Below are 24,485 nucleotides of genomic sequence, written 5' to 3'. Positions count from 1 at the left end.
CGCTCCGTCAGGAGCCGGCGGTGGAGGCGGCCGGGTCGGTCGCGGTGACGGCGGCGGTGGCCAGCTCCGTCAGGGCCTGGTCGCTGCCGCGGCTGGTGACGGCGAGCGCCGGGCCCTGCCCGGAGGTGGGAGAGCTGACCAGCGTCGTCCCCCGGGTCTGGTCGTTGGTCCACACCTGCCAGGTGCGGCCGGCCAGGTCGCGCGTGCCGTCCTCGACGGCGGGCTCCCCCGCGACGCCCTGCACCCAGGTCGGGGTGGTGGCGGGGGTGGCGCTGATGCCCCCGTACTGGCCCTGCGGGTCCAGGTAGCCGAGGTGGAGCGTGGGCAGCCCCTCCTCGGCGTCGGGCCCGAACCGGGCGTTGGAGGGCGCCCACCCCTCGGGCAGCACCGGCTCGGCCACGGCGACGCCGCCCTGGCGGGCCTGCTCGGTGACGCCGGCGACGTCGACGGGGGGCCGCTGCTCGACCTGCGGCCGCACGCCGAGGAAGTAGATGACCAGCACCAGGCCCATCACCACCACGACGGACCGGACCATGTCGCCCGCGGTCTCGAACCCGCGGGGCCGCTTGCGGGCGGGGGGTCGGTCGGCGGGTGCGGAGGGAGCCTGGCTCACCCGTCCATGCTCGCACCGCCGCGCGTCGCTACAGTCCGCTCCCAGCGCCGGCGGCGGACGTCGCCGGCAGTGCCCCGAGGAGGTAACACCCGATGAGCTCTGTGCTCGTGGTCGGTGAGGCGCTGGTCGACGTCGTCCACCGCCCGGACGCCGAGGTGCGCGAGTACCCCGGCGGCAGCCCCCTCAACGTCGCCATCGGGCTGGCGCGGCTGGGCCGGGAGGCCCACCTCCTCGCCCGCGTCGGCGACGACGAGCGCGGCGAGGCCGTGCTCGCGCACGCGAAGGCCTCCGGCGTGCACGTGGTCGAGGGCACCGTGCAGCCCGGCCCCACGTCGACGGCGCAGGCGACGCTCGCCGAGGACGGCTCCGCCACCTACGTCTTCGACCTGGAGTGGGAGCTGCCCGAGGGCCCCGCGCTCGACGCGGCGCTGCCGGACGACGTCGTCGCGGTCCACACCGGCTCGATCGGCTCCTGGTACGAGCCCGGCGCGGCCGCGGTGGGCCGCCTGGTGGCCCGCTTCCGGGAGACGGCCACCACGACCTTCGACCCGAACCTGCGCCCGGCGCTCATGGGCGACCCGTCGCTGGTGCGCGAGCGCATCGACGCGCTCGTCGAGCACTGCGACGTGGTGAAGCTCTCCGACGAGGACGCCGACTGGCTGCAGCCCGACGGCGACCACGAGGCGCTGCTGGCGGCGTGGATCGACCGCGGCGCCTCCCTCGCGGTGCTCACGCGCGGCTCGAAGGGCCTCGTGGCCCTGGCGCGCAGCGGCCGCGTCGAGTTCAAGGCCCCGAAGGTGGCGGTGGCCGACACGGTCGGCGCCGGTGACTCGGTCATGGGCGCGCTCGTCGACGGGCTCGCCGAGCACGACCTGCTGGGCGCTGACCGCCGCCAGGCGCTGCGCGACATCTCGCTCGACGAGATGCAGACGCTGCTCGCGCACGCCGCGCGGGTCGCGGCGATCACCGTGTCGCGTCCCGGGGCCGACCCGCCGTGGCGCCGGGAGCTGTCCGGCTCCTGAGCCCGCCGTGCAGCGCCGTGGTCCCCCGGTCCAGCACCGGGTGGACCACGGCGCCGCTGTCTGCGGCAAGATCTGGCCGTGCCCGCACTGCCTCCCTCGGTCCGCCCCGACAGCCCCCCGCCGTCCGCCTCGCGCCCGTCGACCCCGGCCCAGGCCTGGGCCGCGCTGGCCGAGGGCAACGAGCGCTTCGTGGTGGAGCGCGGCACCCCCGCGGGCAGCGCCTCCCGGCGCGCCGAGCTGGTGACCGAGCAGCGCCCCTTCGCCCTGGTCGTGGGCTGCTCGGACTCCCGCGTGCCGGCGGAGTTCGTCTTCGACGCCGACCTGGGCGACCTGTTCGTGGTCCGCACCGCCGGCCACGTCGTCGACGCGGCCGTGCTGGGCTCGGTCGAGTACGGCGTCGAGGTGCTGGGGGTGCCGCTGGTGGTGGTGCTCGGGCACGAGCGCTGCGGCGCGGTGGCCGCGGCCCTGGACGCGCTCGACGGCGGGTCGGTGCCCGGCGGGTACGTCCGCGACATCGTCGAGCGGGTGGCCCCGAGCATCCTCGTGGCGCGCCAGGGCCGCGCCCGCGACGACGACCCGGCGGTCGAGGCCACCGTCGTCGGCGCCGCCCACGTGCGGGCCACGGCGGCCCTGCTGCGCGAGCGCTCGACCGTGCTCGACCGCGCCGTCCGCGAGGGCCGCGCCGCGGTCGTGGGCACGGCGTACGCGCTGGGCACGGGCCGCGTCGAGCTGCTCGAGGGTGCTGACGACGTGGGGGCCTCGCCCACCGCCTGAGCCGCCAGCCCCTCCGGGGGCGGGCACCCGGTCGTCCCGGCCGTTCTGGGACGATCGGGTCATGGCGCAGACGCAGGTCACTGACGACGGCTCGGGCTTCCGCATCGAGCACGACACGATGGGTGAGGTCCGCGTCCCCGCGGCCGCCCTCTGGCGCGCGCAGACGCAGCGCGCCGTCGAGAACTTCCCCATCAGCGGCACCCCGCTGGAGCGCAGCCACATCGAGGCGCTGGCCCGGGTGAAGAAGGCCGCCGCGCTGGCCAACGCCGAGCTGGGCGTGCTGCCCCAGCCCGTGGCCGACGCGATCGCCGCCGCCGCCGAGGAGGTGGCCACCGGCGCCCACGACGACCAGTTCCCCGTCGACGTCTTCCAGACCGGGTCGGGCACGTCCTCGAACATGAACGCCAACGAGGTCATCGCGACCCTGGCCTCGCGCTCCCTCGGCGAGGCGGTGCACCCCAACGACCACGTCAACGCCTCCCAGAGCAGCAACGACGTCTTCCCGACGTCGGTGCACGTGGCCGCCACCAGCGCCGTCGTCAACGACCTGGTGCCGGCGCTGGAGCAGCTGGCCGCGTCGCTGGAGGCCAAGGCCGCCGAGTTCGCCGAGGTGGTCAAGTCGGGCCGCACGCACCTCATGGACGCCACCCCGGTCACCCTCGGCCAGGAGTTCGGCGGCTACGCCGCGGCCGTCCGCTACGGCGTCGAGCGCCTGCACGCGGTGCTCCCCCGCGTCGCCGAGGTGCCGCTGGGCGGCACGGCGGTCGGCACCGGCATCAACACGCCCGCGGGCTTCCCCCAGCGCGTCATCGAGCTGCTCGCCGCCGACACCGGTCTGCCGCTGACGGAGGCGCGCGACCACTTCGAGGCCCAGTCGGCCCGTGACGGCCTCGTGGAGCTGTCCGGCCAGCTGAAGACCGTCGCCGTCTCGCTGACCAAGGTCAACAACGACATCCGCTGGATGGGCTCGGGCCCGAACACCGGTCTGGGCGAGCTGCGCATCCCCGACCTGCAGCCGGGCTCGTCGATCATGCCGGGCAAGGTGAACCCGGTCATCAACGAGGCCGTGCTCATGGTGTGCGCCCGCGTCATCGGCAACGACGCCACCGTCGCGTGGGCCGGTGCCTCCGGCGCCTTCGAGCTCAACGTGCAGATCCCCGTCATGGCGCTCGGCGTGCTCGAGAGCACCCGCCTGCTCGCCAACGGCTCCCGCGTGCTGGCCACCAAGGTCGTCGACGGTCTCGAGGCCGACGTCGAGCAGGCCCGCCACTACGCCGAGGCGTCGCCGTCGATCGTCACCCCGCTCAACCGCGTCATCGGCTACGAGGCGGCCGCCAAGGTCGCCAAGCACGCCGTGGCCAAGGGGGTCACGGTGCGCCAGGCCGTCATCGACCTGGGCTTCGTCGAGCGCGGCGAGATCACCGAGGCGCAGCTCGACTCCGCCCTCGACGTCATGAAGATGACGCGCCCGCCGCAGGCCTGAGCCCGCAGCCCGCGCGCGACGAGGGCCGCCGACCCGGCTGGGTCGGCGGCCCTCGTCGTGCAGCCCGTCGCTGCCGCTCCGGAGCGGTCAGCGGCGGCTCAGTACCAGTTGACGGCCTGGCTGTGGGCCCAGGCGCTGCACGGGGTGCCGTAGACGTCGGCGATGTAGTCCAGGCCCCAGGCGATCTGCGTGGCGGGGTTGGTGGCCCAGTCGTCGCCGTGGGACGCCATCTTGGTGCCCGGGAGCGACTGCGGGATGCCGTAGGCGCTCGACGTCGGGTTGTCGGCGTGCCACTGCCAGCCAGACTCCTTGGTCCAGAGGCGGTCCAGGCACTGGAACTGCGAGCCGCCCCACCCGCGGTCGGCGGCCATCGACGCGCCCACGCCGCGGGGGTCGGCCTGCGCGGCGGCGAGGGCCTGAGCGGCCTCCTCCGCGGCGCGCTGGGCCTGCGCGGCCTCCACGTCGGCGCGGACCTGCGCCGCGGAGGTGCCGGCACCGCGCGCGGTGACCGCCGCGTCGGCGCGGTCGGCGCTCTCCTGGTCGACCAGCTCGCGCACCTGCTCGCGGGCCTGCGCGACGGGGTCGCCCGCCGCGTCGGCGGAGGTGGCGTCCGGGCCGGCCTGCAGCGCGTCGACGGCGGGCGCGGCCGCGGTGGCCGTCCGGTCGGCGGTGCGGTCCTGGCTGCGGCTCGCGCCGCCGCCGTCGCGCTCGCCGAGCACCTCCGCGGCCAGCGCGGCGTCGTCAGCGGCCACGGGAGCCGCCCCGGCGGCCAGCACGGACGAGCCCGCCGAGGAGTCGGCGGAGGAGTCGGCGGAGCGCCAGACGTCGGCGACGGCCTGCGCCGTGGCCTCGGCCTGCTGCGCCGCGACCCGCTCGCGCGAGTCCTGGGCCTGGCCGAGCGCCGCGCCCCCCGAGACCGACAGCGCCACGGCTGCCACGGCGGCGACCCCGGCGGCGGAGCGCAGGGCCGTCCCCACCCCCCGGGGCCCGCTCAGGTCGGCGCCAGCGAGGTGGCGACCGGGTCGACGGGCAGGACGGGGACGGAGCACGCAGGACCTTCCGGGCAGCGCACCTCGCACTCGGCGCGCGTGATCACCCCGGGCGGTCCGCTGGGGACCCGGGGGAAGGCGGGTCTGGTGCGAGGACGGGTCGGGAGGCGCGGCGCCTCGGCGGGCGCAGCCCCGGACCCGGAGTGCTGACGCGGCAGACAGTGCCATCCCGCACGGGGCCCTGTCCAGAACGCCCCGGTTCGCGCACGCCGGGTGCACCCGACCGGACGCAGCGTCGCCGCTGGCCACCGGACGGGTGCACCGGGCGCCCGTGAGGACGCTCACACGTCGAGGACGTCCATCATCTCGGTGACGAGCGCCGCCACCGGGGAGCGCTCCGACCGGGTCAGCGTCACGTGCGCGAACAGGGGGTGCCCCTTCAGCGCCTCGATGACCGCGGCCACGCCGTCGTGGCGCCCGACGCGGAGGTTGTCGCGCTGGGCGACGTCGTGCGTGAGCACCACCCGGGAGTTCTGCCCGATCCTCGAGAGCACCGTGAGCAGCACGTTGCGCTCCAGCGACTGGGCCTCGTCGACGATGACGAAGGCGTCGTGGAGGGCTGCGGCCGCGGATGTGCGTCAGCGGGAGGACCTCCAGCAGGCCCCGCGCCATGACCTCCTCGACCACCGCGGGGGCGACCAGCGCACCGAGGGTGTCGAACACCGCCTGCGCCCAGGGGTTCATCTTCTCGGCCTCGGAGCCGGGCAGGTACCCGAGCTCCTGCCCGCCGACGGCGTACAGCGGGCGGAAGACCATGACCTTGCGGTGCTGGCGGCGCTCCATCACGGCCTCGAGGCCGGCGCACAGGGCCAGCGCGGACTTGCCGGTGCCGGCGCGGCCGCCGAGGGAGACGATGCCGACCTCGGGGTCGAGCAGCAGGTCGAGGGCGACGCGCTGCTCGGCGCTGCGGCCGCGCACGCCGAACGCCTCGCGGTCTCCCTTGACCAGCCGCACCCCCTTGTCGGGCGCCACCCGCCCCAGCACGGAGCCGCGGCTCGACAGCAGCACCAGACCGGTGTGGCAGGGCAGGTCGCGGGCGGCGTCGAGGTCGAGGTGGCCCGCGTCGTAGAGGTCCTGGACCTGCTCGGTGGTGGCCTCGACCTCCACCACGCCCGTCCAGCCGGTGTCGACGGGGCCCGAGGCCACGTACTCCTCGGCGGCCAGGCCCACGGCGGAGGCCTTCACGCGCATCGGCAGGTCCTTGGAGACCACGGTGACCGAGCGCCCCTCGGCCGCCAGGTTGGCGGCGACGGCGAGGATCCGGCTGTCGGCGTCGCCGAGGCGGAACCCGTCGGGCAGCGACGACGGGTCGCTGTGGTTCAGCTCGACGAAGAGGGTGCCGCCGTCGTCGCCCACGGGCACGGGGGCGTCGAGGCGCCCGTTCTTCACGCGCAGGTCGTCGAGGAGGCGCAGCGCCGCGCGGGCGAAGTAGCCCAGCTCGCTGTGGTGGCGCTTGGCCTCGAGCTCGGTGACCACGACCACCGGGAGCACCACCTGGTGCTCGGCGAACCGCAGAGGGGCCCGCGGGTCGGCGAGGAGCACCGACGTGTCGAGCACGAAGGTCCGCACCGGCGAGCCGGTGGGGGCGGTGGTCGGGCGGCCTGCGGGCTCCTCGCTCACACGGGTGACGCTAACCCCTGCCCGTGACCGTGCGCGTCGGTACTGGTGACGACACCCGTCCGGCCTCAGCTGCCGAAGCGGCGCTCCCGCTCGGCGTAGGCGCGCAGCGCGCGCAGGAAGTCGACGCGGCGGAAGTCGGGCCAGTAGGCCTCGCAGAAGTAGAACTCGCTGTGCACGCTCTGCCACATCAGGAAGCCCGACAGCCGCTGCTCCCCCGAGGTGCGGATGACCAGGTCGGGGTCGGGCTGGCCGGCGGTGTAGAGGTGCTCGGCGATGTGCTCGACGTCGAGCACCTCCACGAGCTCGTCGAGGGTGGTGCCGCGCGCGGCGTGCTCGGCGAGCAGCGACCTGACGGCGTCGGCGATCTCCCGCCGGCCGCCGTACCCGACCGCCACGTTGACGTGCAGGCCGCCGCACCCCGAGGTGCCGCTCGCCGCCGTCTCGAGCGCCCGGCGGGTGCTCTCGGGCAGCAGGTCGAGGGCGCCCACGGGGTGCACCCGCCAGCGGCCGTCGCGGGCGAGGCGCTCGACGGTGTCCTCGATGATCGCGAGCAGCGGCTCGAGCTCGTGCGCGGGGCGGGCCAGGTTGTCGGTCGACAGCATCCACAGGGTGACGCGCTCGACGTCGGCCTGCTCGCACCACTCCATGAGCTCGAGCACCTTGTCGGCGCCGGCCTGGTGACCCGAGCGCGACTCGAACCCCGACGCCCGGGCCCAGCGGCGGTTGCCGTCGAGGATGACGGCGACGTGCCGCGGCGTGCGCGCGGTGTCGACGGCCGTGACGAGCCGGCGCTGGTAGATCCCCTCGAGGCCCGAGCGCAGGACGTGGCGCGCCGCGGTGCGGACCCGCGCCCCTGCGCGCCGGGCCACCTCGACAGCAGTCACCACCGTCCGCCTTCCGTCGCGACCGGACGCGAGCCTAGGACGCTGGGGGCCGCTCCCCTCGACCGGGCTCACCGTGCGCCACCGGCGGTCGACCCAGCGGTGATCGACCCAGCGGCGCGGACAGGGCCGCCTGCGCGACGGCCAGCCCCCAGCCGGCGGACAGCGGCGCGGACAGGGCCAGCGCCCCGGTCGCCGCCAGCACGGCCTCCGCGGCCGCCCGGTGGCGCGCCGACCCGGTGAGCGCCGCGAGGCCCAGCAGCGCCCCGGCGGTGGCGCTCGCCCCGGAGGGTCCCGCGCCGTCGAGGGGATCGGCGGGGCGCCCGAGGCGCACCAGGTGGGGGTCAAGGGCGTCGTGCGGGGTGTCGTGCAGCGCCGGGCCGTGCCCCTGGCGCCCGAGCCGTCCGGGCGGCCCGGCGGTGAACCGGACCAGCGCGGCGTCGAGCACGTCGCGGGCGGCGTCGAGCCAGCGCTGGTCGCCCGTGGCCCCGTGCAGCGCCAGCAGCCCGTCGGCGAGGCAGCCGTGGTCGTCGAGGGCCGCCGGGGCGCCGCCCGCGACGCCGTCCCGGCTCACGCGCAGCAGGTGGCCCGCGTCGTCGCGGTGCACCCGCAGGAGCAGCTCGGCGCAGCGCACCGCCGCCTCGACGAGGTCGGGCCGGCCGCACGCGGCGCCCACCTCCGCGAGCGCCACCACGGCCAGGCCGTTGGCCGCGGTGACCACGGCGTCGTCGCGGACCGGCTGCGGGCGCTGGGCCGCCGCGGCGCGGAGCCGCTCTCTCAGGGAGGTCCAGCGCGCGGCGTCGTGCGGGTCGCTCCAGGGGTCGTGGACCAGGCGCGGGGCGCAGGGCTCCTCACCGGTGGTGCCCAGCAGCGCCGCGGCCCACGCGCCGTCGTCATCGCCCAGGACGGTGGCCAGCTGCGCGGCGCTCCAGCGGCGGTCGGCCTCCTCGCCGTCGACACCGGCGCCGAAGCCGCCCTCGGGGGTGCGCAGGGCGCGCAGGAGCCAGTCGCAGCCGTCGACCGCCGCGCGCCGCGCCGCCGGCGCCCCCGTCAGCTGCCAGCGGTGCAGCTGGGCCCGGGCGACGACGGCCGCGTCGACCAGCAGCTCCTCGGGGTGGGGGACGGTCCCGGCGGCGTCGAGGGCCCCCCGGGCCGTGCCACCGCCCACCGGGTCGACGACGGCGGAGGCACCCAGCGCCGCCAGGGTCCGCTCGGCGAGGCCGAGAGCGGTCTGCGCGCTCGTGCGCGCAGACGCGCTCGTCCCGGGGGCGACGGCGTGGCGCAGCAGGAACTCGCAGACCAGGGCGTGCGGGGGCCGCAGCGCCCCCTCGGGCGCCCGGAACCCCCCGTGCTCGACGTCCTCCAGCTCCGCCAGCTGCGCGACGGCGGCCTCGAGGTCGCGCGGACCGGCCATGCCCGCCACCGGGGGGCGGCGGGCGGCCAGCGCACCGGCGACCGCGCAGCTGTCGCCTCGACCTCGGCCCGGCGCGCGGTCCAGGCGGTGCTCACGGCGTCGAGCACCTGGAGGAAGGACGGCGCACCGGGTGCGGGCTCGGCGGGGTAGTAGGTCCCGGCGTGGAACGGGTCGCCGTCGGGCGTGAGGAACACCGTCAGCGGCCACCCCGCCTGGCCGGTGAGGGCCGTGGCGGCCGCCAGGTGCGCCGCGGCGACGTCGGGGCGCTCCTCCCGGTCGACCAGGACCGCCACGAAGCCCGCGTCGAGCACGGCGCCGACGGCCGGGTCCGCGAACGACTCCCGCCCCATGGCGCGGCACCAGTGCGAGGCGGCGTACCCGACCGACAGCAGCACCGGGACGTCGCGGGACCGCGCGCGCTCGAAGGCCTCCTCGCCCCAGGGGTGCCAGTCGACGGGGTCGGCGGCGTGCTGGAGGAGGTGTGGGCTCAGCGAGCCCGCCAGGCGGTCGGCCACGCGCGCCCAGGCTGCCAGGCGCGGCCCGGACCGGCGACCGCTGGCTCAGCCGAAGAGGTCGTACTCGGCCCGCATGACGCTGAAGCCCCGTCCCGTCTCTGCGTTCTTGCAGGTCATCCCCGTCTTCTCCGTGACCGTGCAGGTCATGGCACCCATCGAGATGGAGCTGCCGTACGCGAGCTCCTCACCGGGGGTCTCGACCAGCGTGTCCGTCGCGCACAGGACGGCGGCCTCGTCGTCACCCACCCCGACGCTCCCGCGCGTACCGGCAGCCCCACCCCAGTCACCAGCGCACCCCGCCTCCGGAGGGTCGGCCGTCCAGGTCTTCTCCTTGATGTCGCACCGCGCGTACGGTCCACGCCCCTCCACCGGGGCCAGGTAGCAGAAGATGTTGTTGGACGGGGCGTGGAACGCGGTCATGGTCGTGACCACCTGCGCCGTCGAGCCGGCGCTCGGGTCAGCGGACGCGGAGGCGCCACCGGTGGCGGCAGCGCTCACGGCCGTGGACAGGGGTGCGGGTGCGGCCTCGTCCGCCGCCCCGCCGCTGCACCCCGCCAGCACCAGCGCCGCGAGCACCGCGGCAGCGGCCAGCAGGGGTGCGGCGCTCGACCGCCCTCGGCCGGAGCGGAGCGGGAGCGGGGATCGCGTGCGCACTCCCCCATCGTGAGCGCTGCAGCCCCCACCTGTGGGCGGTTCTCGCCGGCCGGCAGGACCCGCCACCCACCCCCTCCCCCGCGACGATCACGCACCTCAGCGCCACCTCGCCGCGGGTGGATGAGCGGATGTGGCGCGCAGGTGCGTGATCGTCACGGGAGGGGAAACCCCCAGGAGCACCAGACCGTCGGCGCTCCGCCCTCATCAACCGCGACGATCACGCACCTGAGCGCCACCTCGCCGCGGGTGGATGAGCGGATGTGGCGCGCAGGTGCGTGATCGTCGCGGAGGGGGGTCAGGAGCAGGTGCGCAGCACCAGGCCCGGGCGCACCAGGTCGGGGTCGGGGCCGACGGCGTCGGCGTTCCGCTCGTAGAGGGCGCGCCAGCGGGCGTCGACGTCGGCGTCCGTCGCCCCCTCGCCGAGCTGGCCGGCGGCGACGGACCAGAGGCTGTCGCCGCTGACCACCACCTGCTCGCAGACGGCCTGGGCTGCGGCGTCGCTGGGCAGCTGCGCCGGCGACGGCGGGGGCGTGGCACCGCTCTCCGGCTGGTCGGTCGGCTGCTGGGTCGACTGCTGGGTCGCCTGGTCGGTCGACTGCTGGGTCGGCTGCTGGCTCGCGGGGGCGGACGACGGCGCCTCGGTCGGCTGCTCCGTGGCAGGAGCCGTCGACGGCGTCGCGGCGGGCTCCCCGCCCTGTGAGCTCGTGTCGCCGGTGGCCAGGGCCGCGTCGTCCTCGGGGGCGGTGGCCAGCACGAGCACCGCGAGCACGGGAGCCGCGGAGAGCACCGCCAGCAGCAGCACGGCCTTGAGGGACACGAGCGCCCGCCGGCCGGGCTGGGGCGTCGCGCGGGGTGCGCCTGCGGCGGGCACGCTGACCACCACCGACGGGGCGGTCGGCGGGCGCAGCGCGGCGAGCGAGCCGAGCACCACGGCGCTGAGCAGCCCGGCCACGGCGAGGAGGCCCGTCAGCCGCAGCGCCAGCAGCCAGCCCCCCGCCAGGGAGTCGGCGCGCCAGGCGACCAGGGCCACCAGCACGAGCAGCGCGACCGCTGAACCTCCGGCCAGGCGCCACGCCCGTGCTTCCACGTCACCTCCGGGGACTGCGCTGACGGCCGCCGGCTCACCGCCGACGGCCGTCACTCTAGGTGGCGCGCGGTCCTGGCGTGCCCGGATCGTCCCGCTCTGGCACCTCTCGGGCCTCGCCGCGGACCACCTCGTGGCCCTCCGGCAGGACCCCGGCGTCGCGTCGCGGGTCGCCGTCGAGCTCGGGCCCGGCGGTGCCGTCGCGCTCGGCGGCCTCCCGGGCCTCCAGGAGCATCGCCCGGTGGCGCATGCGCCGCATGCGGCTCACCAGGTTGACGATCAGGAAGATCGACACGACGACCATGAAGGCCGTCGCGAGGAACCCGGCGACACCGGGGGTGACGTCGGTCGGGTCCAGGCCGCGGGGCAGCTCCCCCGGGCTCAGCGAGGGGCTGGGGGTCGCGGAGGGGGTGGCCGCCAGGAGCGCGGTGGCGAGGAGGCTCACCGGGCGCTCACGCGACGCGTCCGGTGGAGCTGGCGGTGGAGCTGCCGGCGAGGTGCTCGCGCACCCCGGTGAAGAGGTCGTCCTCGACCTCGTCGGGCCGCACCGGGCCGACCAGGTTGCGGGCGAGCTCGAAGTCTTCGGTGGGCCACACCCGCGACTCCAGCTCACGACCGGCGGCGAACCAGAAGCCGTCGGGGTCGATCTGGGTGGCGTGGGCCAGCAGGGCGGCGTCGCGCTGCTCGAAGAACTCGGCGACGGGCACCCGCGTGGTGACGGGACGCTCCTCGCGCTCCTCCCACCGCTTCATCCACTCCGTGTACGGCGACTCCCCGCGCTCGCGCAGGAGGTGCTCGTGCAGCGCGGAGATCCTGCCCCGCGACATGGTGTTGTAGTAGAGCTTCAGCGGCTGCCAGGGCTCCCCCTCGGCGGGGAAGGCCTCCGGGTCTCCCGCGGCCTCGAAGGCCCCGACCGACACCCGGTGGCACATGATGTGGTCGGGGTGCGGGTAGCCCCCGTTCTCGTCGTACGTCGTCATGACGTGCGGGCGGAAGCTCCGGACGACGCGCACCAGCGCCTCGACCGGCACGTGCAGGGGCTCCAGGGCGAAGCAGCCCTCCGGCAGCGGCGGCAGCGGGTCGCCCTCGGGCAGGCCGGAGTCGACGAAGCCCAGCCACTGGTGCTGGACGCCCAGGGCCGCGGCCGCGGCGGCCATCTCGTCGCGGCGGACCTGCGTGATGTCGCGCAGCACGCGCGGGTCGTCGGCCAGCTTGGGGTTGAGGATCGAGCCGCGCTCGCCCCCGGTGCAGCTGACGACCAGGACCTCGACGCCCTCGCTGACGTACCGCGCGCAGGTCGCGGCGCCCTTGCTCGACTCGTCGTCGGGGTGGGCGTGCACGGCCATCAGGCGCAGCGGCTCGCCGCCGGGCGCGCTCGCGGCGCCCGGGGAGTCGCTGCGCTGGATGCTGTTGCTCACAGGGGTGCCCTCCGGAGGTGCTGGGTGAGGGACAATCATCGCGCACCCCTGCGACCGGCCGCCCGGCCGCCAGCAGAGCACCGACCGTCTGGAGCACCTCCCCGTGACCGGCGCCCCCGTCCGCCCGGCCGACCGCTACGGCGACCCCGGCCCGCTGCGGCGCCGCCTGCGGCTCGCGGTGGTGGTCGGGCTCGCGGTGGCGCTGTCCGCGTGGGCGGTGTGGGCCGGCCTGGGGCTGGCCACCGACCGCATCGACGCCCAGGAGCAGAGCTTCGACGTCGTCGACGACTCGAAGGTCGTCGTCGTCTTCAGCGTCGCCAAGCGCGCCGACCAGGACGTCGTGTGCACCGTCGAGGCGCTCAGCTCGACGTCGGCGCGGGTCGGGGTCCAGCAGGTGCCGGTCGGCGCCGACGCCGGCGCGACCAGCGTGCAGACGGTCACCGTCCTCACGCAGCAGCGGGCCACCACCGGCGTCGTCAAGGGCTGCGCGCCCGCCTCCTGACGGCACCCGCCGGGGCGTGCGCGCCGGCCTCGTGAGCGGACGGGCCGCGAGCCGTTCGCTGATAACCTCGTCGTTTCCCCGCGCTCGACCCGGTCAGAGCTGACGCGTGCTCGACCGCGCAGTCGCCGCGCAGAGCCGCGCCGCACCCCCGAGGAGGCACCGTGTCCGAGACCAGCACGCCCACCACCTGGCTGACGCAGGAGGCGCACGACCGCCTCCAGGCCGAGCTGGCCCACCTGACCGGCCCCGGCCGCCAGGAGATCACGAAGCGGATCGACGCCGCCCGCCAGGAGGGCGACCTCAAGGAGAACGGCGGCTACCACGCCGCCAAGGACGAGCAGGGCAAGATGGAGGCCCGCATCCGGCAGCTCGAGCAGCTGCTCCGCGAGGCCCAGGTCGGCGCCGCCCCCGCTGCGGCGCCCGGCGTCGTCGCCCCCGGCACCGTGGTCTCGGCCACCGTCAACGGCAGCATGAAGATGCGCTTCCTCGTGGGCAGCCGCGAGGCCGCGGGCACCACGGACATCGACGTCTACAGCGAGAAGTCGCCCATCGGCGCCGCCCTCCTGGGCAAGAAGAAGGGCGACTCCGCCAGCTACACCGCGCCCAACGGCAAGGAGCTCTCCGTCGTCGTCGACGACGTCGAGGCCTACGCCGGCTGACCCAGCACCACGACGCCGAGGGGCGCCCCACCCGGTCCGGGTGGGGCGCCCCTCGTGCGTCAGCGGCTCGTCAGCGGGCGGCGGACCGCTTGAACTGGCGGGTGGCCAGCGGCACGAACACCGCCACCAGCACCACCGACCAGATCAGCGTGTAGAGCGCCGCGTGCTCCAGCGGCCAAGCGCCCGAGCCTCCCGCCAGGGAGGGGTTGCCGAACAGGTCGCGGCTGGCCTGCGTGACGGCGGAGACCGGGTTCCAGTCGGCGATGACGCGCAGCACGGTCGGGAAGCCCTGGGTGGGCACGAAGGTGTTGGCGATGAACGTGATCGGGAAGATTACGATGAAGCTGACGTTGTTGAACACCTCGGGGCTGCGCACCAGCAGGCCGACGAGCGCCATGACCCACGAGCAGGCGTAGGCGAAGAGCAGCAGCAGCGCGAAGCCGGCCAGCGCCTCCAGCGGCGACGTCGTGATGCGCCAGCCGACGGCGAGACCCGTCGCCGTCATGATGAGGACCACCAGCACGTTGGTGACGACGTCGGACGTGGTCCGCCCCACCAGCACGGCCGACGGCGCGATGGGCAGCGACCGGAACCTGTCGATGATGCCCTTCTGCATGTCGTCGGCGAGACCGCTGCCGGTGACGGTGGCCCCGAAGATCACGGTCTGGGCGAAGATGCCCGGCACCAGGAACTCCGCGTAGCTGGTCCCCTCCGGCACCGGGATGGCGCTGCCGAAGACGAAGACGAACAGCAGGATGAACATGATCGGAGAGATCAGCGTGCCGACCAGCAGGTCGGGGACCCGCTTGACCTTGATGAGGTTGCGCTGCGCGATCGTCGCGCCGTCTCCCAGCGCTGACACCCACGAGCTCATGACGCTGCTCCGTCCTTCTCGTCATCGGCGCCCGCAGGCCCGTCGGTCCGCTTGCCGGTGAGGGTGAGGAAGACGTCGTCCATGGTCGGGCGCCGCGTGCCGGCGTCGGACAGGTGCACGCCCCGCTCCTCCAGCTGCGCCAGCAGCCGCACGAGGACGGCGGCGCCGCCCTCGACCGGGGCGGTGAGGCGCCGGGTGTGCGGCTCGACCTCGACCTCCCCCACCGCGACCCGGCCCAGCAGGGAGCGGACCTCGTCGAGGTGGGCGGCGTCGTCGACCACCAGCTCGACGCGCTCGCCCCCGACCTGCGCCTTGAGCTGGTCGGAGGTGCCGCGGGCGATGGCCCGGCCGTGGTCGATGACGATGATGTCGTCGGCGAGGAGGTCGGCCTCCTCCAGGTACTGCGTGGTCAGCACCACGGTGGTGCCGCCGCGGACCATGCCCTGCAGCAGCTCCCACATGTCGGCGCGGCTGCGGGGGTCGAGGCCCGTGGTCGGCTCGTCCAGGAAGAGGACGGGCGGGTCGTTGACCAGCGCCCCGGCGAGGTCTAGGCGGCGGCGCATGCCGCCGGAGTAGCCCTTGACCGGGCGGTCGGCGGCCTCGGACAGGCTGAACAGCTCCAGCAGCTCGCGCGCCCGCGCCGAGGCCCGGCGCGACCCCTGGTGGTAGAGCTCGCCCACCATCCGCAGGTTCTCGAAGCCGGTCAGGTACTCGTCGACCGCGGCGTACTGGCCGGAGACGCCGATGCGGCGGCGCACCTCCTGCGGGTCGCGCAGGACGTCGACGCCGGCCACCTGCGCCTCGCCCGCGTCGGGCACCAGCAGCGTGGTGAGGATCTTCACCGTGGTGGTCTTGCCGGCGCCGTTCGGGCCGAGGAGGCCCAGCACCGTGCCCTCGGGGACGTCGAGGTCGACGCCGTCGAGCGCCGTCGTCACCCCGCCGCCGCGCCCGCGCGTCGACGGCCTGCCGTAGGTCTTGACCAGTCCCCTGGCCCTCACCGCGTCTGCCACGGGGGGACCGTATGCCCGAGCACCGACATCGGTCCGCCTGACGCTCCGGCGGGACCTCCCGGGACCCCGGACGTCCTCCGGTCAGCCCACCAGGACGTCGTGCCCGGCGGCCCGGAGGGCCGCGACGACGGCGCGGGCGTGCGCCGGCCCGCGGGTCTGCAGCCGCAGGTCGACCTCGGCCTCGTCGACGGCGGCGCGACCCGAGGTGCGCTGGTGGCCGATGTCGAGGACGTCGGCGCCCTCGTCGGCCACGACGGCGAGCAGCGCCACGAGCGCCCCGGGCCGGTCGGGGAGGCGGCGCACCCGCAGGGTGAGGAAGCGCTCGGCCGCCGCCAGCCCGTGGCGGATCACGCGCATGAGCAGCAGCGGGTCGACGTTGCCGCCGGAGACCACGACTCCGACCGGCGGCTCGAAGGCCTCCGGGTGCGCCAGCAGCGCGGCCACCCCGGCGGCCCCGCCCGGCTCGACCACGAGCTTGGCGCGCTCGAGGAGGAGCAGCAGCGCCCGGGAGACGTCCTCCTCGCTGACGGTGACGACGTCGTCGGGGGCCAGCAGGCGGGAGACGACGCCGAAGGGCACGTCCCCGGGCCGGGCGACGGCGATGCCGTCGGCCATGGTCGACATCCGGTCCAGCGCCACCGGGTGCCCGGCGGCCAGCGACGCGGGCCAGGCCGCGGCCCTCGCCGCCTGCACCCCCACCACGCGCACGTGCGGGGCGGTGCCGGACAGCCCGGCCGCCACCCCCGCCAGCAGCCCTCCCCCGCCGAGGCAGACGAGCACGGTGCGCAGCTCGGGGACCTGCTCGAGCAGCTCCAGCCCGACGCTGCCCTGGCCGGCGACCACGTCGGGGTGGTCGAAGGGGTGCACGAGCACCCCGCCGGTGGCCTCCGCGTGCTCCCGGGCGGCGAGGAGCGCCTCGTCGACGGTGCCCCCGACCAGCTCGACCCGGGCGCCGTAGCGCTCGGTGGCCTCCAGCTTGGGCAGGGAGACCCCGACGGGCATGAAGACCGTGGCGGGGGCTCCGAGCGCCCGGGCGGCGACGGCCACCCCCTGCGCGTGGTTGCCCGCGCTGGCGGCGACCAGGCCGCGGGAGCGCTCGGCCTCGGAGAGGCGGGCGGCGCGGACGTGGGCGCCGCGGACCTTGAAGGAGCCGCCCCGCTGGAGGTTCTCCAGCTTGAGGTGGACCGGGCCGCCGACGAGGTCGGACAGCGCCCGGCTGCGAACCACGGGGGTGCGGCGGGCCACGCCGTCGAGCAGGGGGCGTGCGGCGAGGACGTCGTCGGGGCCGACGTCCGCCACCCCGGCCGGGTCCCCGGCGGGGCCCGCTGCGCTCACGGGCGGCGGCTCAGGCGCGCTCGCCCACGGGACCCGTGGGCGGCGGCGCCCCCTCCTCGCGAGCTCGCAGCGCGTCGGACTCGTCGTCGGCGCGCCGCTCGCCGTCGGAGGTGAGCTCGTCGTCGTCGCCGTCGTCCTTCTCCTGGAAGTGCTGCACGAGGCCCTTCGGCAGGGCCGCGTCACCGCGCACGAGGTAGGAGATGACGGTGTTGGCCACGGCGATCACCGGCACCGCGAACAGGACGCCGGGGATGCCGGCCAGCGTGGCGCCCGCGGTGATCGCCACGAACACCGCCAGGGGGTGCACCGCCACGGCCTTGCCGAGGAGGAAGGGCTGGAGGACGTGGCTCTCCAGCTGCTGCACCAGCAGGACGACGACGAGCATGCCGAGGGCGACGCCCGGGCCCTGGGCGACGAGGCCGACGAGCACCGCCACGGCCCCGGTGACCACGGCGCCGACGATGGGGACGAAGGCACCCAGGAAGACCAGCACCGCCAGCGGCACCGCCAGGGGGATCTGCAGCACGGCGGCGCCGACGCCGATGCCGATGGCGTCGACGGCCGCCACGATGATCGTCGCCCGCACGTAGGAGGTCAGCGTGACCCAGCCGCGGTGCATCGCGGCGTCGAAGGGCGACTCGGCCGACGCGGGCAGCAGGCGGACCAGCCACGACCAGACGCGCCGGCCGTCCCAGGTGAGGAAGATCGTGAAGAACAGGACGAGGAAGCTGCCGGTCAGCAGGGTCGCGGCGGTACCGCCGACGGCCACGGCACCGCTGACGATCGAGTCGCTGTTGGACTGGAGCGCGCTGCGGGCCTGGGTGATGTAGTCGTTGATCTGGCCGCTCGACAGGCCCAGCGGCCCGCTGGAGAGCCATGTCTGCAGCTGGGATATGCCTGCCGAGGCCTGGTCGGCGAGGTCGTCGAAGCCGTAGACGATCTGCGTCACCACCAGGGTGAACAGCCCGACGATCAGCGCGATGCCCAGCAGCAGGCTGACCAGGGTCGCGAGCACGCGGGGCCAGCCGTGCCGGTCGAGGAAGTCGACGAACGGCACCAGCAGCGCCACGAACAGCAGCGAGACGAACAGCGAGATCGTCAGCTCGGAGAAGTAGGCCAGCACCTGGCCGAGGCCGTAGAGGACGAGAGCGACCAGGGCGATCCGCCACGCCCAGGCAGCGGCGACCCGCACCGGGAAGGAGACGGCGTCGGACGCCTCCCGCACCTGGCGGGGCGGGCGGGTCAGTCTGCTCTGGGGCGCGGGCACGCCCGCCAGTGTGGTGCCCGGGTCAGGCGAGCGCGCGGTCGAGGTCGCCGATCAGGTCCTCGACGTCCTCCAGGCCCACCGAGAGGCGCACCAGGTCGTCCGGGACCTCCAGCGCCGAGCCCGCGACCGACGCGTGCGTCATCGCGGCGGGGTGCTCGATGAGCGACTCCACGCCGCCGAGCGACTCGGCGAGGGTGAACACCCGGGTGCGCTCGCACACCGCCAGGGCCTTGTCGCGGGAACCGACGCGGAAGCTGACCATGCCGCCGCCGCGGCGCATCTGGCGCGCGGCGACCTCGTGGCCGGGGTGGTCGGGCAGCGACGGGTGCAGCACCTGCGCGACGGCCGGGTGGTCGGCCAGGAAGGCCACGACCGCCTCGGCGGAGTCGCAGTGCCGGTCCATGCGCACGGCGAGGGTCTTCAGGCCGCGCAGCACCAGCCACGCGTCGAACGGCCCCGCGACGGCGCCCATCGAGTTCTGGTGGAAGGCGACCTGCTCGGACAGCTCCTCAGCCCCGGAGCGCACCACCAGCGCTCCCCCGACGACGTCGGAGTGGCCACCGGCGTACTTGGTCGTGGAGTGGACGACGACGTCGGCGCCGAGCGCCAGCGGCTGCTGGAGGTACGGCGTGGCGAAGGTGTTGTCGACGGCGAGCAGCGCCCCGGCGTCGTGCGCGACCTCCGCGAGCGCGCTGATGTCGCCGACGGTCAGGAGCGGGTTGGTGGGGGTCTCGGCCCACACCAGCTTGGTGCGGCCCGGCTGCACCGCGGCGCGGACGGCGTCGAGGTCGGCCAGGTGCGCCGGGGTGTGGTCGACGCCCCAGCGGCCGAGCACGCGGGCGATGAGGCGGTAGGTGCCGCCGTAGGCGTCGTCGGGGACGACGACGTGGTCGCCCGGGACGAGCACGGTGCGCAGCAGGGTGTCCTCGGCGGCGAGGCCGGAGGCGAAGGCGTGGGCGGAGCCGCCGCCCTCGAGCGCGGCCAGGCACTCCTGCAGCGCGTCGCGGGTCGGGTTGGCGGAGCGGGAGTACTCGTAGCCCGAGCGGAGGCCGCCGACGCCGTCCTGCTTGTACGTCGTGGAGACGTTGATGGCGGGGATGACGGCGCCCGTGCGGGGGTCGGGGTCGGACCCGGCGTGGATGGCGCGGGTGGAGAACCCGGCCCGGGCCCAGCTGTCCGAGGAGTGCTGCTCGCTCACGCCCCGAGGCTACGGCCCGGCGGCGGGGCACCCCCGCCGACCTGCGCCCAGCGGGATGGATCGCGCGCGACGAGGTGTTGTGACCAGCAGACGCGCACGAGACCCCGACGCCTGGAGGAACACCCGTGGCCCTGTTCGGCAGCTCGATGAAGACCCGCATGGTGACCGCCGAGGAGGCGCTCCCCGGCCGCGACACCCGGCCCTACCCCGTCCCGACGCACCACGCCGTCCTCGGCACCCCCCTGGAGGGTCCGTGGCCCGAGGGCACGCAGGTGCTCTACGTGGCGATGGGCTGCTTCTGGGGCGCCGAGCGCACCTTCTGGCGCCAGCCCGGCGTGGTCACCACCTCCGTCGGGTACATGGGCGGCTTCACCCCCCACCCCTGGTACGAGGAGACGGTCACCAGCCGCACCGGCCACACCGAGGCCGTGATGGTGGCGTACGACCCGTCGCAGACCTCCGCCGAGGCGCTGCTCAAGGTCTTCTGGGAGGGGCACGACCCCTCGCAGGTGAACCGCCAGGGCAACGACGTCGGCACCACGTACCGCTCGGCGGTCTACTGGACCACCGACGAGCAGCGCGAGGCGGTGGAGCGCACGAAGGCCGCCTTCGAGCCGCAGCTGCGCGCCGCCGGCTACGGCCCGGTGGCCACCGAGCTGCGGTCGGCGCAGGACGCCGGCCCGTACTACCTGGCGGAGGACTACCACCAGCAGTACCTGCACAAGGTCCCCAACGGCTACTGCGGCCTGGGCGGCACGGGCGTGAGCTGCCCGGTGGGCGTCGTCGGCGCCTGACCCCGCGACCCCGTCCCGGACGCCCGTGATCACCGTGATCACGGGCGTCCGGTGCACCCTGGGACGGTGAGCGCCGACCACCGCGACCAGCCGGGGCACGACGTCGCGTGGTGGGACGCGGAGCACCGCACCCGTGGGGTCCACGACGAGGTGGACCCGTCGGTGCGCGCCGCCTGCCTGCCGCTGGCGCCGCGCACGGGCGCAGGCGCGGCCGTCGACCTGGCCTGCGGCACCGGGCGCCACGCGCGCTGGCTGGCCCTCCGGGGCTGGAGCGCCACCGGGGTCGACTCCTCCCCCGGCGGCCTCGAGGTGGCGGCGGAGGCGGCCCGGGCCCGGGGCGTCGAGGGTCGCTGCCGCTGGGTCGCCGCCGACGCGCGCACGTGGGAACCGCCAGCGGAGGTGGGTCTCGTCGTCGTGGCCTTCGTGGCCCTGCCGCAGCTGGTGGAGCGGGCCGCGGGGTGGCTCGCCCCGGGCGGACGCGCCGTCGTCGTCGGCCACGCCCTCGCGAACGCCGAGCGCGGCGTCGGCGGCCCCCGCGACCCGCGCCTGCTCCACGACGTCACGGCCCTGCGCGACGGCGCTCGGGCGGCCGGCCTGCGGGTGCGCCTGGCGGCGGAGGTGGAGCGCCCCGTCCGGTGGGACGACGGCGAGCGCCGCGTCCAGGTCGACGCCGTCCTCGTCGCCGACCGCCCCTGAGACCTCCCCGGGGCGACCCTGACGCGCCCTGACGCGTCGAAGGCCCCGCACCTCAGGGGGTGCGGGGCCTTCGACGTGCGCGGGGACCGGCGGCGCGGTGGCCGCCGGTGGGGGTCAGCGGTAGACCGAGGCCGGGGGCACCGACGGCAGCGCGACGCCCCAGCCGTCGTGGCTGCGGGGGGCCGGACGGCGGCCGTAGCCGTCAGCGTCGATGACCCGCACGACGGCGTACACCGCACCGAGGGCCAGCAGGGAGAGGGTCAGCACCACCAGGAGGATCGTCATGCATCCATCATCGGTGACGATTGGCCCTAAGGCACCAGGCCAATCAGCAAAAGGTGGCCTGAACTGCGCCGTTCGAGGTCATTGACCCCCCCTGGAGCCCACCGAGACCCCCGGCTGCCGCTTCCGCGACCAGGCCAATCGTGCAAGAGTGGCCTGGTGCCCACCTCGACGTCCGCCGAGCGCCTCGCCGAGCTGATCGGCCGCGGCACCCTGCACCCGCCGATGTACGCCAGCCTGGCCACGGGCATCCAGGGCCTGGTGAGCGACGGGCGCCTCGGCGTCGGGGTCCGCCTCCCCGCCGAGCGCGAGCTGGCCGCCGCCCTGGGCACCAGCCGGGTCACCGTGTCGGCCGCCTACGGCCGGCTGCGCGAGGCGGGCTGGGCCGACGCGCGCCAGGGCTCGGGCACGTGGACGCAGCTGCCCGCCACCAGCGGCGTCGTCGCGGCCTTCGTGCCGGGCGGGGCCCGCGAGGGCGTGCTCGACCTGTCCTACGCCGCCCCGCCCGGTCCCCCGGAGGTCGCCGAGGCCTACCAGCAGGCGATCACCGAGCTGCCGCGGCACCTGGGCGGCCACGGGTACACCCCGCTCGGCCTCAGCGAGCTGCGCGCCCGGGTCGCCGACCGGTACACCGCCCGCGGCCTGCCGACCACGCCCGAGCAGGTGCTCGTCACCTGCGGTGCGGGCGGCGCCGTCAGCTCCGCGCTCCGGGCCGTCCTCGGGGCCGGCGACCGGCTCGTGGTGGAGCACCCGGTCTGGCCCAACGCGCTCGACGTCGCCCGCGAGCTGCGGGCCCGCCTGGTGCCGGTCCCCCGCGACCTCGGGTCCAGCGACGGGTTCGTCACCGCCGCGCACCGCGCAGCGCGCCAGACGTCGGCGCGGGCGCTGTACGTGGTCCCCGACTTCTCCAACCCCACCGGCGCGACCCTCACCGAGGGCGACCGGCGCTCCCTGGTCATCTCCATGCAGCAGCAGGAGGTGGCGGTGGTGGCCGACGAGGCCCTGGTCGACCTCGCGCTCGACGGGCAGGAGCCCCTGGCCCCGCTGGCCGCGCACGGCCGCCCCGGGGCGGTGCTGAGCGCCGGGTCGCTCAGCAAGGCCGTCTGGGCCGGCGTGCGCGTCGGCTGGCTGCGCGCCGAGCCCGACGTCGTCGCACGGGCCGCCGCGGCGGCCTCGCGCGACCACGGGTCCTTCTCGCTGGTCGACCAGCTGGCCGCCTGCGCGCTGCTCGACGCCTACGACGGCATCGCCGCGCGCCGCCGCGTGCAGCTGCGCGCGCAGCGCGACGCCCTGGTCGCGGCCCTGGCCCGCCACCTGCCCGGCTGGGAGGTCCCGGTGCCGCCCGGCGGGCAGTCGCTGTGGTGCCACCTGCCCCCGGGCACGTCGTCGTCCGTGCTGGTCGACGCCGCCGAGCCGCTGGGCCTGCGCCTGGCCACCGGCTCGCGCTTCGGCGCCGGGCACGCCTTCGACGACCGGCTGCGCCTGCCGTTCACCGCCCCCGTCGCCGACCTCGAGCGCGCCGTCGAGCTGCTGGTCGAGGCCAGCAGCGCCAGCGCCGGGCGCTCCCCCGCCGCCCCCCGCCGCCACCTGGTCTGAGCGCTGGTCCGAGGGGTCCTGCGGGGCTACCGTCCGCCCCGTGACCAGCACTCCTGAGACCGCGGGGTTCCTCGACGAGGTCCGCGCCGCCTACGCCACCTCGGGCCCCGCGGTGCAGCTCGGCGCGCTCGTCGTCGACGGCACCGCCCACCCCGACGCACCCGTGCAGCTGCCGCTGTCCGTGCTCAACCGCCACGGCCTGGTGGCCGGCGCCACCGGGACGGGCAAGACCAAGACGCTGCAGCTCGTCGCCGAGCAGCTCAGCGCCCACGGCGTCCCGACGTTCCTCACCGACGTCAAGGGCGACCTGTCGGGCATCGCGCTGCCCGGGCAGGCGTCCGACCGGGTGACGTCGCGCGCCGCCGACGTGGGCCAGCAGTGGGCGCCGGCGGGCTGCCCCACCGAGCTGCTGGCCCTCGGGGGCATCGGCACCGGGGTGCCGGTGCGGGCGACCATCACGAGCTTCGGCCCGGCGCTGCTGGCGCGCGTGCTGGACCTCTCGGAGGTGCAGTCGTCGTCGCTGGCGCTGGTGTTCCACTGGGCCGACAGGGCCGGTCTGCCGCTGCTCGACCTGGCGGACCTGAGGGCCGTCATCAGCCACCTCGTCTCCCCCGAGGGCAAGGCCGACCTCGAGGGCCTCGGCGGGCTGAGCAAGCAGACGGCGGGCGTGCTCCTGCGCGAGCTGCTCGCCTTCGCCGACGGGGGCGCCGACGCCTTCTTCGGCGAGCCGGAGCTCGACGTCCACGACCTCCTGCGCACGGTGCCTGTCGACGGGCAGGAGCGCGGCGTGGTCTCGTGCCTGGAGCTGCCCGCCGTGCAGGGCCGCCCGGCGCTGTTCTCCACGTTCCTGCTGTGGCTGCTCGCCGAGCTCTTCGAGGAGCTGCCCGAGGTCGGCGACCTCGAGAAGCCGGAGCTGGTCTTCTTCTTCGACGAGGCGCACCTGCTCTTCACCGGTGCCAGCAAGGACTTCGTCGCGCAGGTCGCGCAGACCGTCCGCCTGGTGCGCTCCAAGGGCGTGGGCGTGGTGTTCGTGACGCAGAGCCCCACCGACCTGCCCAAGGAGGTCCTCGCGCAGCTGGGCTCGCGGGTGCAGCACGCGCTGCGCGCCTTCACCCCCGACGACGCCAAGGCCCTGCGCGCGACCGCCTCGACCTACCCGAGGAGCTCCCACTACGACACGGAGACCCTGCTGACCAGCGTCGGCACCGGCGAGGCCGTGGCGACGGTGCTGTCCGAGAGCGGGGTGCCGACGCCCGTGGCGTGGACGCGCCTGCGTGCGCCGCAGTCGCTCATGGCGCCCGCTCCGGAGGCCGAGCAGCAGCGCATCGTCGCGGCGTCGCCGCTGCAGGCGGAGTACGGGACCCCGATCGACAGGGACTCCGCCTACGAGCGCCTGACCCGCAAGACCGCCGCTCCTCCGCGCGCCGACCGCGCTCCGACGACACCGCAGGCCCCGCGGACGAGGCAGGACGACGACGCCCTGCCGACCGGCGACAGCTGGGACGAGCCGCGGCGGCCGTCGTCGTCGCGCCCCTCGTCCCGGCGCGGGGCCGAGCCCGAGGACCGCTCCGTGGTGGAGCAGGTGCTCGGCTCCTCGGCGTTCCGGAGCTTCGCGCGCTCCGCTGCCTCGAGCCTCGGGCGCGAGATCACCCGCAGCATCTTCGGCGTGCGCCGCCGCTGAGCGCCGGAACCGCAACCAGGCGCTCGGCTGCGATCCAGCACCACCCCGGAACCGCAACCAGGCG

The 24,485-nt window shown here is 75.8% G+C and carries 23 protein-coding genes and 2 pseudogenes; 9 read left to right on the top strand and 16 right to left on the bottom strand.

From position 1 onward, the window contains the following. Positions 1–7 precede the first annotated feature (7 nt). Positions 8–613 carry a DUF4245 family protein gene (locus F1641_RS01335; protein ID WP_194902696.1) on the bottom strand — a complete coding sequence of 202 codons (606 nt, stop codon included), beginning with the start codon at positions 611–613 and terminating at the stop codon, positions 8–10. Positions 614–705: 92 nt separating this feature from the next. On the opposite strand from F1641_RS01335, the gene F1641_RS01330 reads away from it, so the two are divergent. The 3 genes from F1641_RS01330 to F1641_RS01320 all read left to right on the top strand — a co-directional run bounded on the left by F1641_RS01330 (position 706) and on the right by F1641_RS01320 (position 3,892). Continuing rightward, the gene (locus tag F1641_RS01330; RefSeq protein WP_194902695.1) at positions 706–1,635 is read left to right on the top strand and encodes a carbohydrate kinase; all 930 of its coding nucleotides are present in this window, start codon (positions 706–708) and stop codon (positions 1,633–1,635) included. Positions 1,636–1,713: 78 nt separating this feature from the next. Next, positions 1,714–2,409, top strand: coding sequence for a carbonic anhydrase (locus F1641_RS01325; RefSeq protein ID WP_206690364.1), 696 nt, complete (start codon positions 1,714–1,716; stop codon positions 2,407–2,409). A gap of 61 nt (positions 2,410–2,470) precedes the next feature. After that, a complete protein-coding gene (locus tag F1641_RS01320; protein WP_194902694.1) occupies positions 2,471–3,892 on the top strand; it encodes an aspartate ammonia-lyase in 1,422 nt (473 codons plus the stop codon). 98 nt (positions 3,893–3,990) lie between these two features. On the opposite strand, the gene F1641_RS23640 is transcribed toward F1641_RS01320, so the two are convergent. The 9 genes and pseudogenes from F1641_RS23640 to mca form a co-directional block, all read right to left on the bottom strand. Continuing rightward, positions 3,991–4,869, bottom strand: a complete 879-nt coding sequence (locus tag F1641_RS23640; RefSeq protein WP_194902693.1) for a hypothetical protein — start codon at positions 4,867–4,869, stop codon at positions 3,991–3,993. 353 nt (positions 4,870–5,222) lie between these two features. Continuing rightward, positions 5,223–6,561 (bottom strand): annotated as a pseudogene (locus F1641_RS23635) (PhoH family protein). A gap of 65 nt (positions 6,562–6,626) precedes the next feature. Next, the gene (locus F1641_RS01305) at positions 6,627–7,382 is read right to left on the bottom strand and encodes an isoprenyl transferase (protein WP_194903269.1); all 756 of its coding nucleotides are present in this window, start codon (positions 7,380–7,382) and stop codon (positions 6,627–6,629) included. 97 nt (positions 7,383–7,479) lie between these two features. After that, complete coding sequence (locus F1641_RS01300) at positions 7,480–8,856, bottom strand: hypothetical protein (protein WP_255513831.1); 1,377 nt, start codon at positions 8,854–8,856, stop codon at positions 7,480–7,482. A 56-nt stretch (positions 8,857–8,912) separates the two neighbouring features. Further along, positions 8,913–9,371, bottom strand: a pseudogene (locus tag F1641_RS23630) (thioredoxin domain-containing protein); the annotation flags it as partial. Positions 9,372–9,416: 45 nt separating this feature from the next. Next, positions 9,417–10,025 carry a hypothetical protein gene (locus F1641_RS01290; RefSeq protein ID WP_194902690.1) on the bottom strand — a complete coding sequence of 203 codons (609 nt, stop codon included), beginning with the start codon at positions 10,023–10,025 and terminating at the stop codon, positions 9,417–9,419. Between the two features lie 295 nt (positions 10,026–10,320). Next, positions 10,321–11,112, bottom strand: a complete 792-nt coding sequence (locus tag F1641_RS01285) for a LysM peptidoglycan-binding domain-containing protein (protein WP_194902689.1) — start codon at positions 11,110–11,112, stop codon at positions 10,321–10,323. Positions 11,113–11,167: 55 nt separating this feature from the next. Further along, on the bottom strand, positions 11,168–11,554 hold the full coding sequence (locus F1641_RS01280) for a hypothetical protein (protein ID WP_194902688.1): 387 nt from the start codon (positions 11,552–11,554) through the stop codon (positions 11,168–11,170). Between the two features lie 7 nt (positions 11,555–11,561). After that, on the bottom strand, positions 11,562–12,455 hold the full coding sequence (mca, locus tag F1641_RS01275; RefSeq protein WP_194903268.1) for a mycothiol conjugate amidase Mca: 894 nt from the start codon (positions 12,453–12,455) through the stop codon (positions 11,562–11,564). Between the two features lie 175 nt (positions 12,456–12,630). Between mca and F1641_RS01270 the strand changes: the two genes are divergently transcribed. Further along, positions 12,631–13,029 carry a DUF4307 domain-containing protein gene (locus F1641_RS01270; protein ID WP_194902687.1) on the top strand — a complete coding sequence of 133 codons (399 nt, stop codon included), beginning with the start codon at positions 12,631–12,633 and terminating at the stop codon, positions 13,027–13,029. Between the two features lie 161 nt (positions 13,030–13,190). After that, a complete protein-coding gene (gene greA / locus F1641_RS01265) occupies positions 13,191–13,688 on the top strand; it encodes a transcription elongation factor GreA (protein WP_194902686.1) in 498 nt (165 codons plus the stop codon). 70 nt (positions 13,689–13,758) lie between these two features. Here the strand turns inward: greA and F1641_RS01260 are convergent, their stop codons facing one another. The 5 genes from F1641_RS01260 to F1641_RS01240 form a co-directional block, all read right to left on the bottom strand. Then, positions 13,759–14,562, bottom strand: a complete 804-nt coding sequence (locus tag F1641_RS01260) for an ABC transporter permease (protein ID WP_194902685.1) — start codon at positions 14,560–14,562, stop codon at positions 13,759–13,761. Then, the gene (locus F1641_RS01255; RefSeq protein ID WP_194902684.1) at positions 14,559–15,572 is read right to left on the bottom strand and encodes an ATP-binding cassette domain-containing protein; all 1,014 of its coding nucleotides are present in this window, start codon (positions 15,570–15,572) and stop codon (positions 14,559–14,561) included. Before F1641_RS01255 ends, F1641_RS01260 begins: the two co-directional genes overlap by 4 nt. An 81-nt stretch (positions 15,573–15,653) precedes the next feature. Then, a complete protein-coding gene (gene ilvA / locus F1641_RS01250) occupies positions 15,654–16,907 on the bottom strand; it encodes a threonine ammonia-lyase (RefSeq protein ID WP_194902683.1) in 1,254 nt (417 codons plus the stop codon). A gap of 10 nt (positions 16,908–16,917) precedes the next feature. Then, on the bottom strand, positions 16,918–18,174 hold the full coding sequence (locus F1641_RS01245; RefSeq protein WP_194902682.1) for an AI-2E family transporter: 1,257 nt from the start codon (positions 18,172–18,174) through the stop codon (positions 16,918–16,920). Between the two features lie 22 nt (positions 18,175–18,196). Beyond that, positions 18,197–19,372: a cystathionine gamma-synthase gene (locus tag F1641_RS01240; protein WP_194902681.1), complete on the bottom strand. Its 1,176-nt coding sequence runs from the start codon at positions 19,370–19,372 to the stop codon at positions 18,197–18,199. Positions 19,373–19,530: 158 nt separating this feature from the next. On the opposite strand from F1641_RS01240, the gene msrA reads away from it, so the two are divergent. Together msrA and F1641_RS01230 are read left to right on the top strand one after the other, a co-directional pair. Next, positions 19,531–20,166 (top strand): peptide-methionine (S)-S-oxide reductase MsrA, encoded by a 636-nt coding sequence (gene msrA / locus F1641_RS01235; protein ID WP_194903267.1) that lies wholly within the window; start codon positions 19,531–19,533, stop codon positions 20,164–20,166. 66 nt (positions 20,167–20,232) lie between these two features. Beyond that, the gene (locus F1641_RS01230) at positions 20,233–20,862 is read left to right on the top strand and encodes a trans-aconitate 2-methyltransferase (RefSeq protein WP_206690362.1); all 630 of its coding nucleotides are present in this window, start codon (positions 20,233–20,235) and stop codon (positions 20,860–20,862) included. A gap of 114 nt (positions 20,863–20,976) precedes the next feature. On the opposite strand, the gene F1641_RS01225 is transcribed toward F1641_RS01230, so the two are convergent. Next, positions 20,977–21,147: a hypothetical protein gene (locus tag F1641_RS01225; protein WP_194902680.1), complete on the bottom strand. Its 171-nt coding sequence runs from the start codon at positions 21,145–21,147 to the stop codon at positions 20,977–20,979. Positions 21,148–21,303: 156 nt separating this feature from the next. Here F1641_RS01225 and F1641_RS01220 point away from each other — a divergent pair, with 156 nt between their 5' ends. Beyond that, on the top strand, positions 21,304–22,740 hold the full coding sequence (locus tag F1641_RS01220) for a PLP-dependent aminotransferase family protein (protein WP_194902679.1): 1,437 nt from the start codon (positions 21,304–21,306) through the stop codon (positions 22,738–22,740). Positions 22,741–22,780: 40 nt separating this feature from the next. Further along, the gene (locus F1641_RS01215; protein ID WP_194902678.1) at positions 22,781–24,421 is read left to right on the top strand and encodes a helicase HerA-like domain-containing protein; all 1,641 of its coding nucleotides are present in this window, start codon (positions 22,781–22,783) and stop codon (positions 24,419–24,421) included. Positions 24,422–24,485 lie beyond the last annotated feature (64 nt).

The sequence above is a fragment of the Quadrisphaera sp. INWT6 genome (assembly GCF_015390235.1).
Classification (GTDB): domain Bacteria; phylum Actinomycetota; class Actinomycetes; order Actinomycetales; family Quadrisphaeraceae; genus Quadrisphaera.
This window is presented reverse-complemented; position numbering and strand designations above follow the sequence as displayed.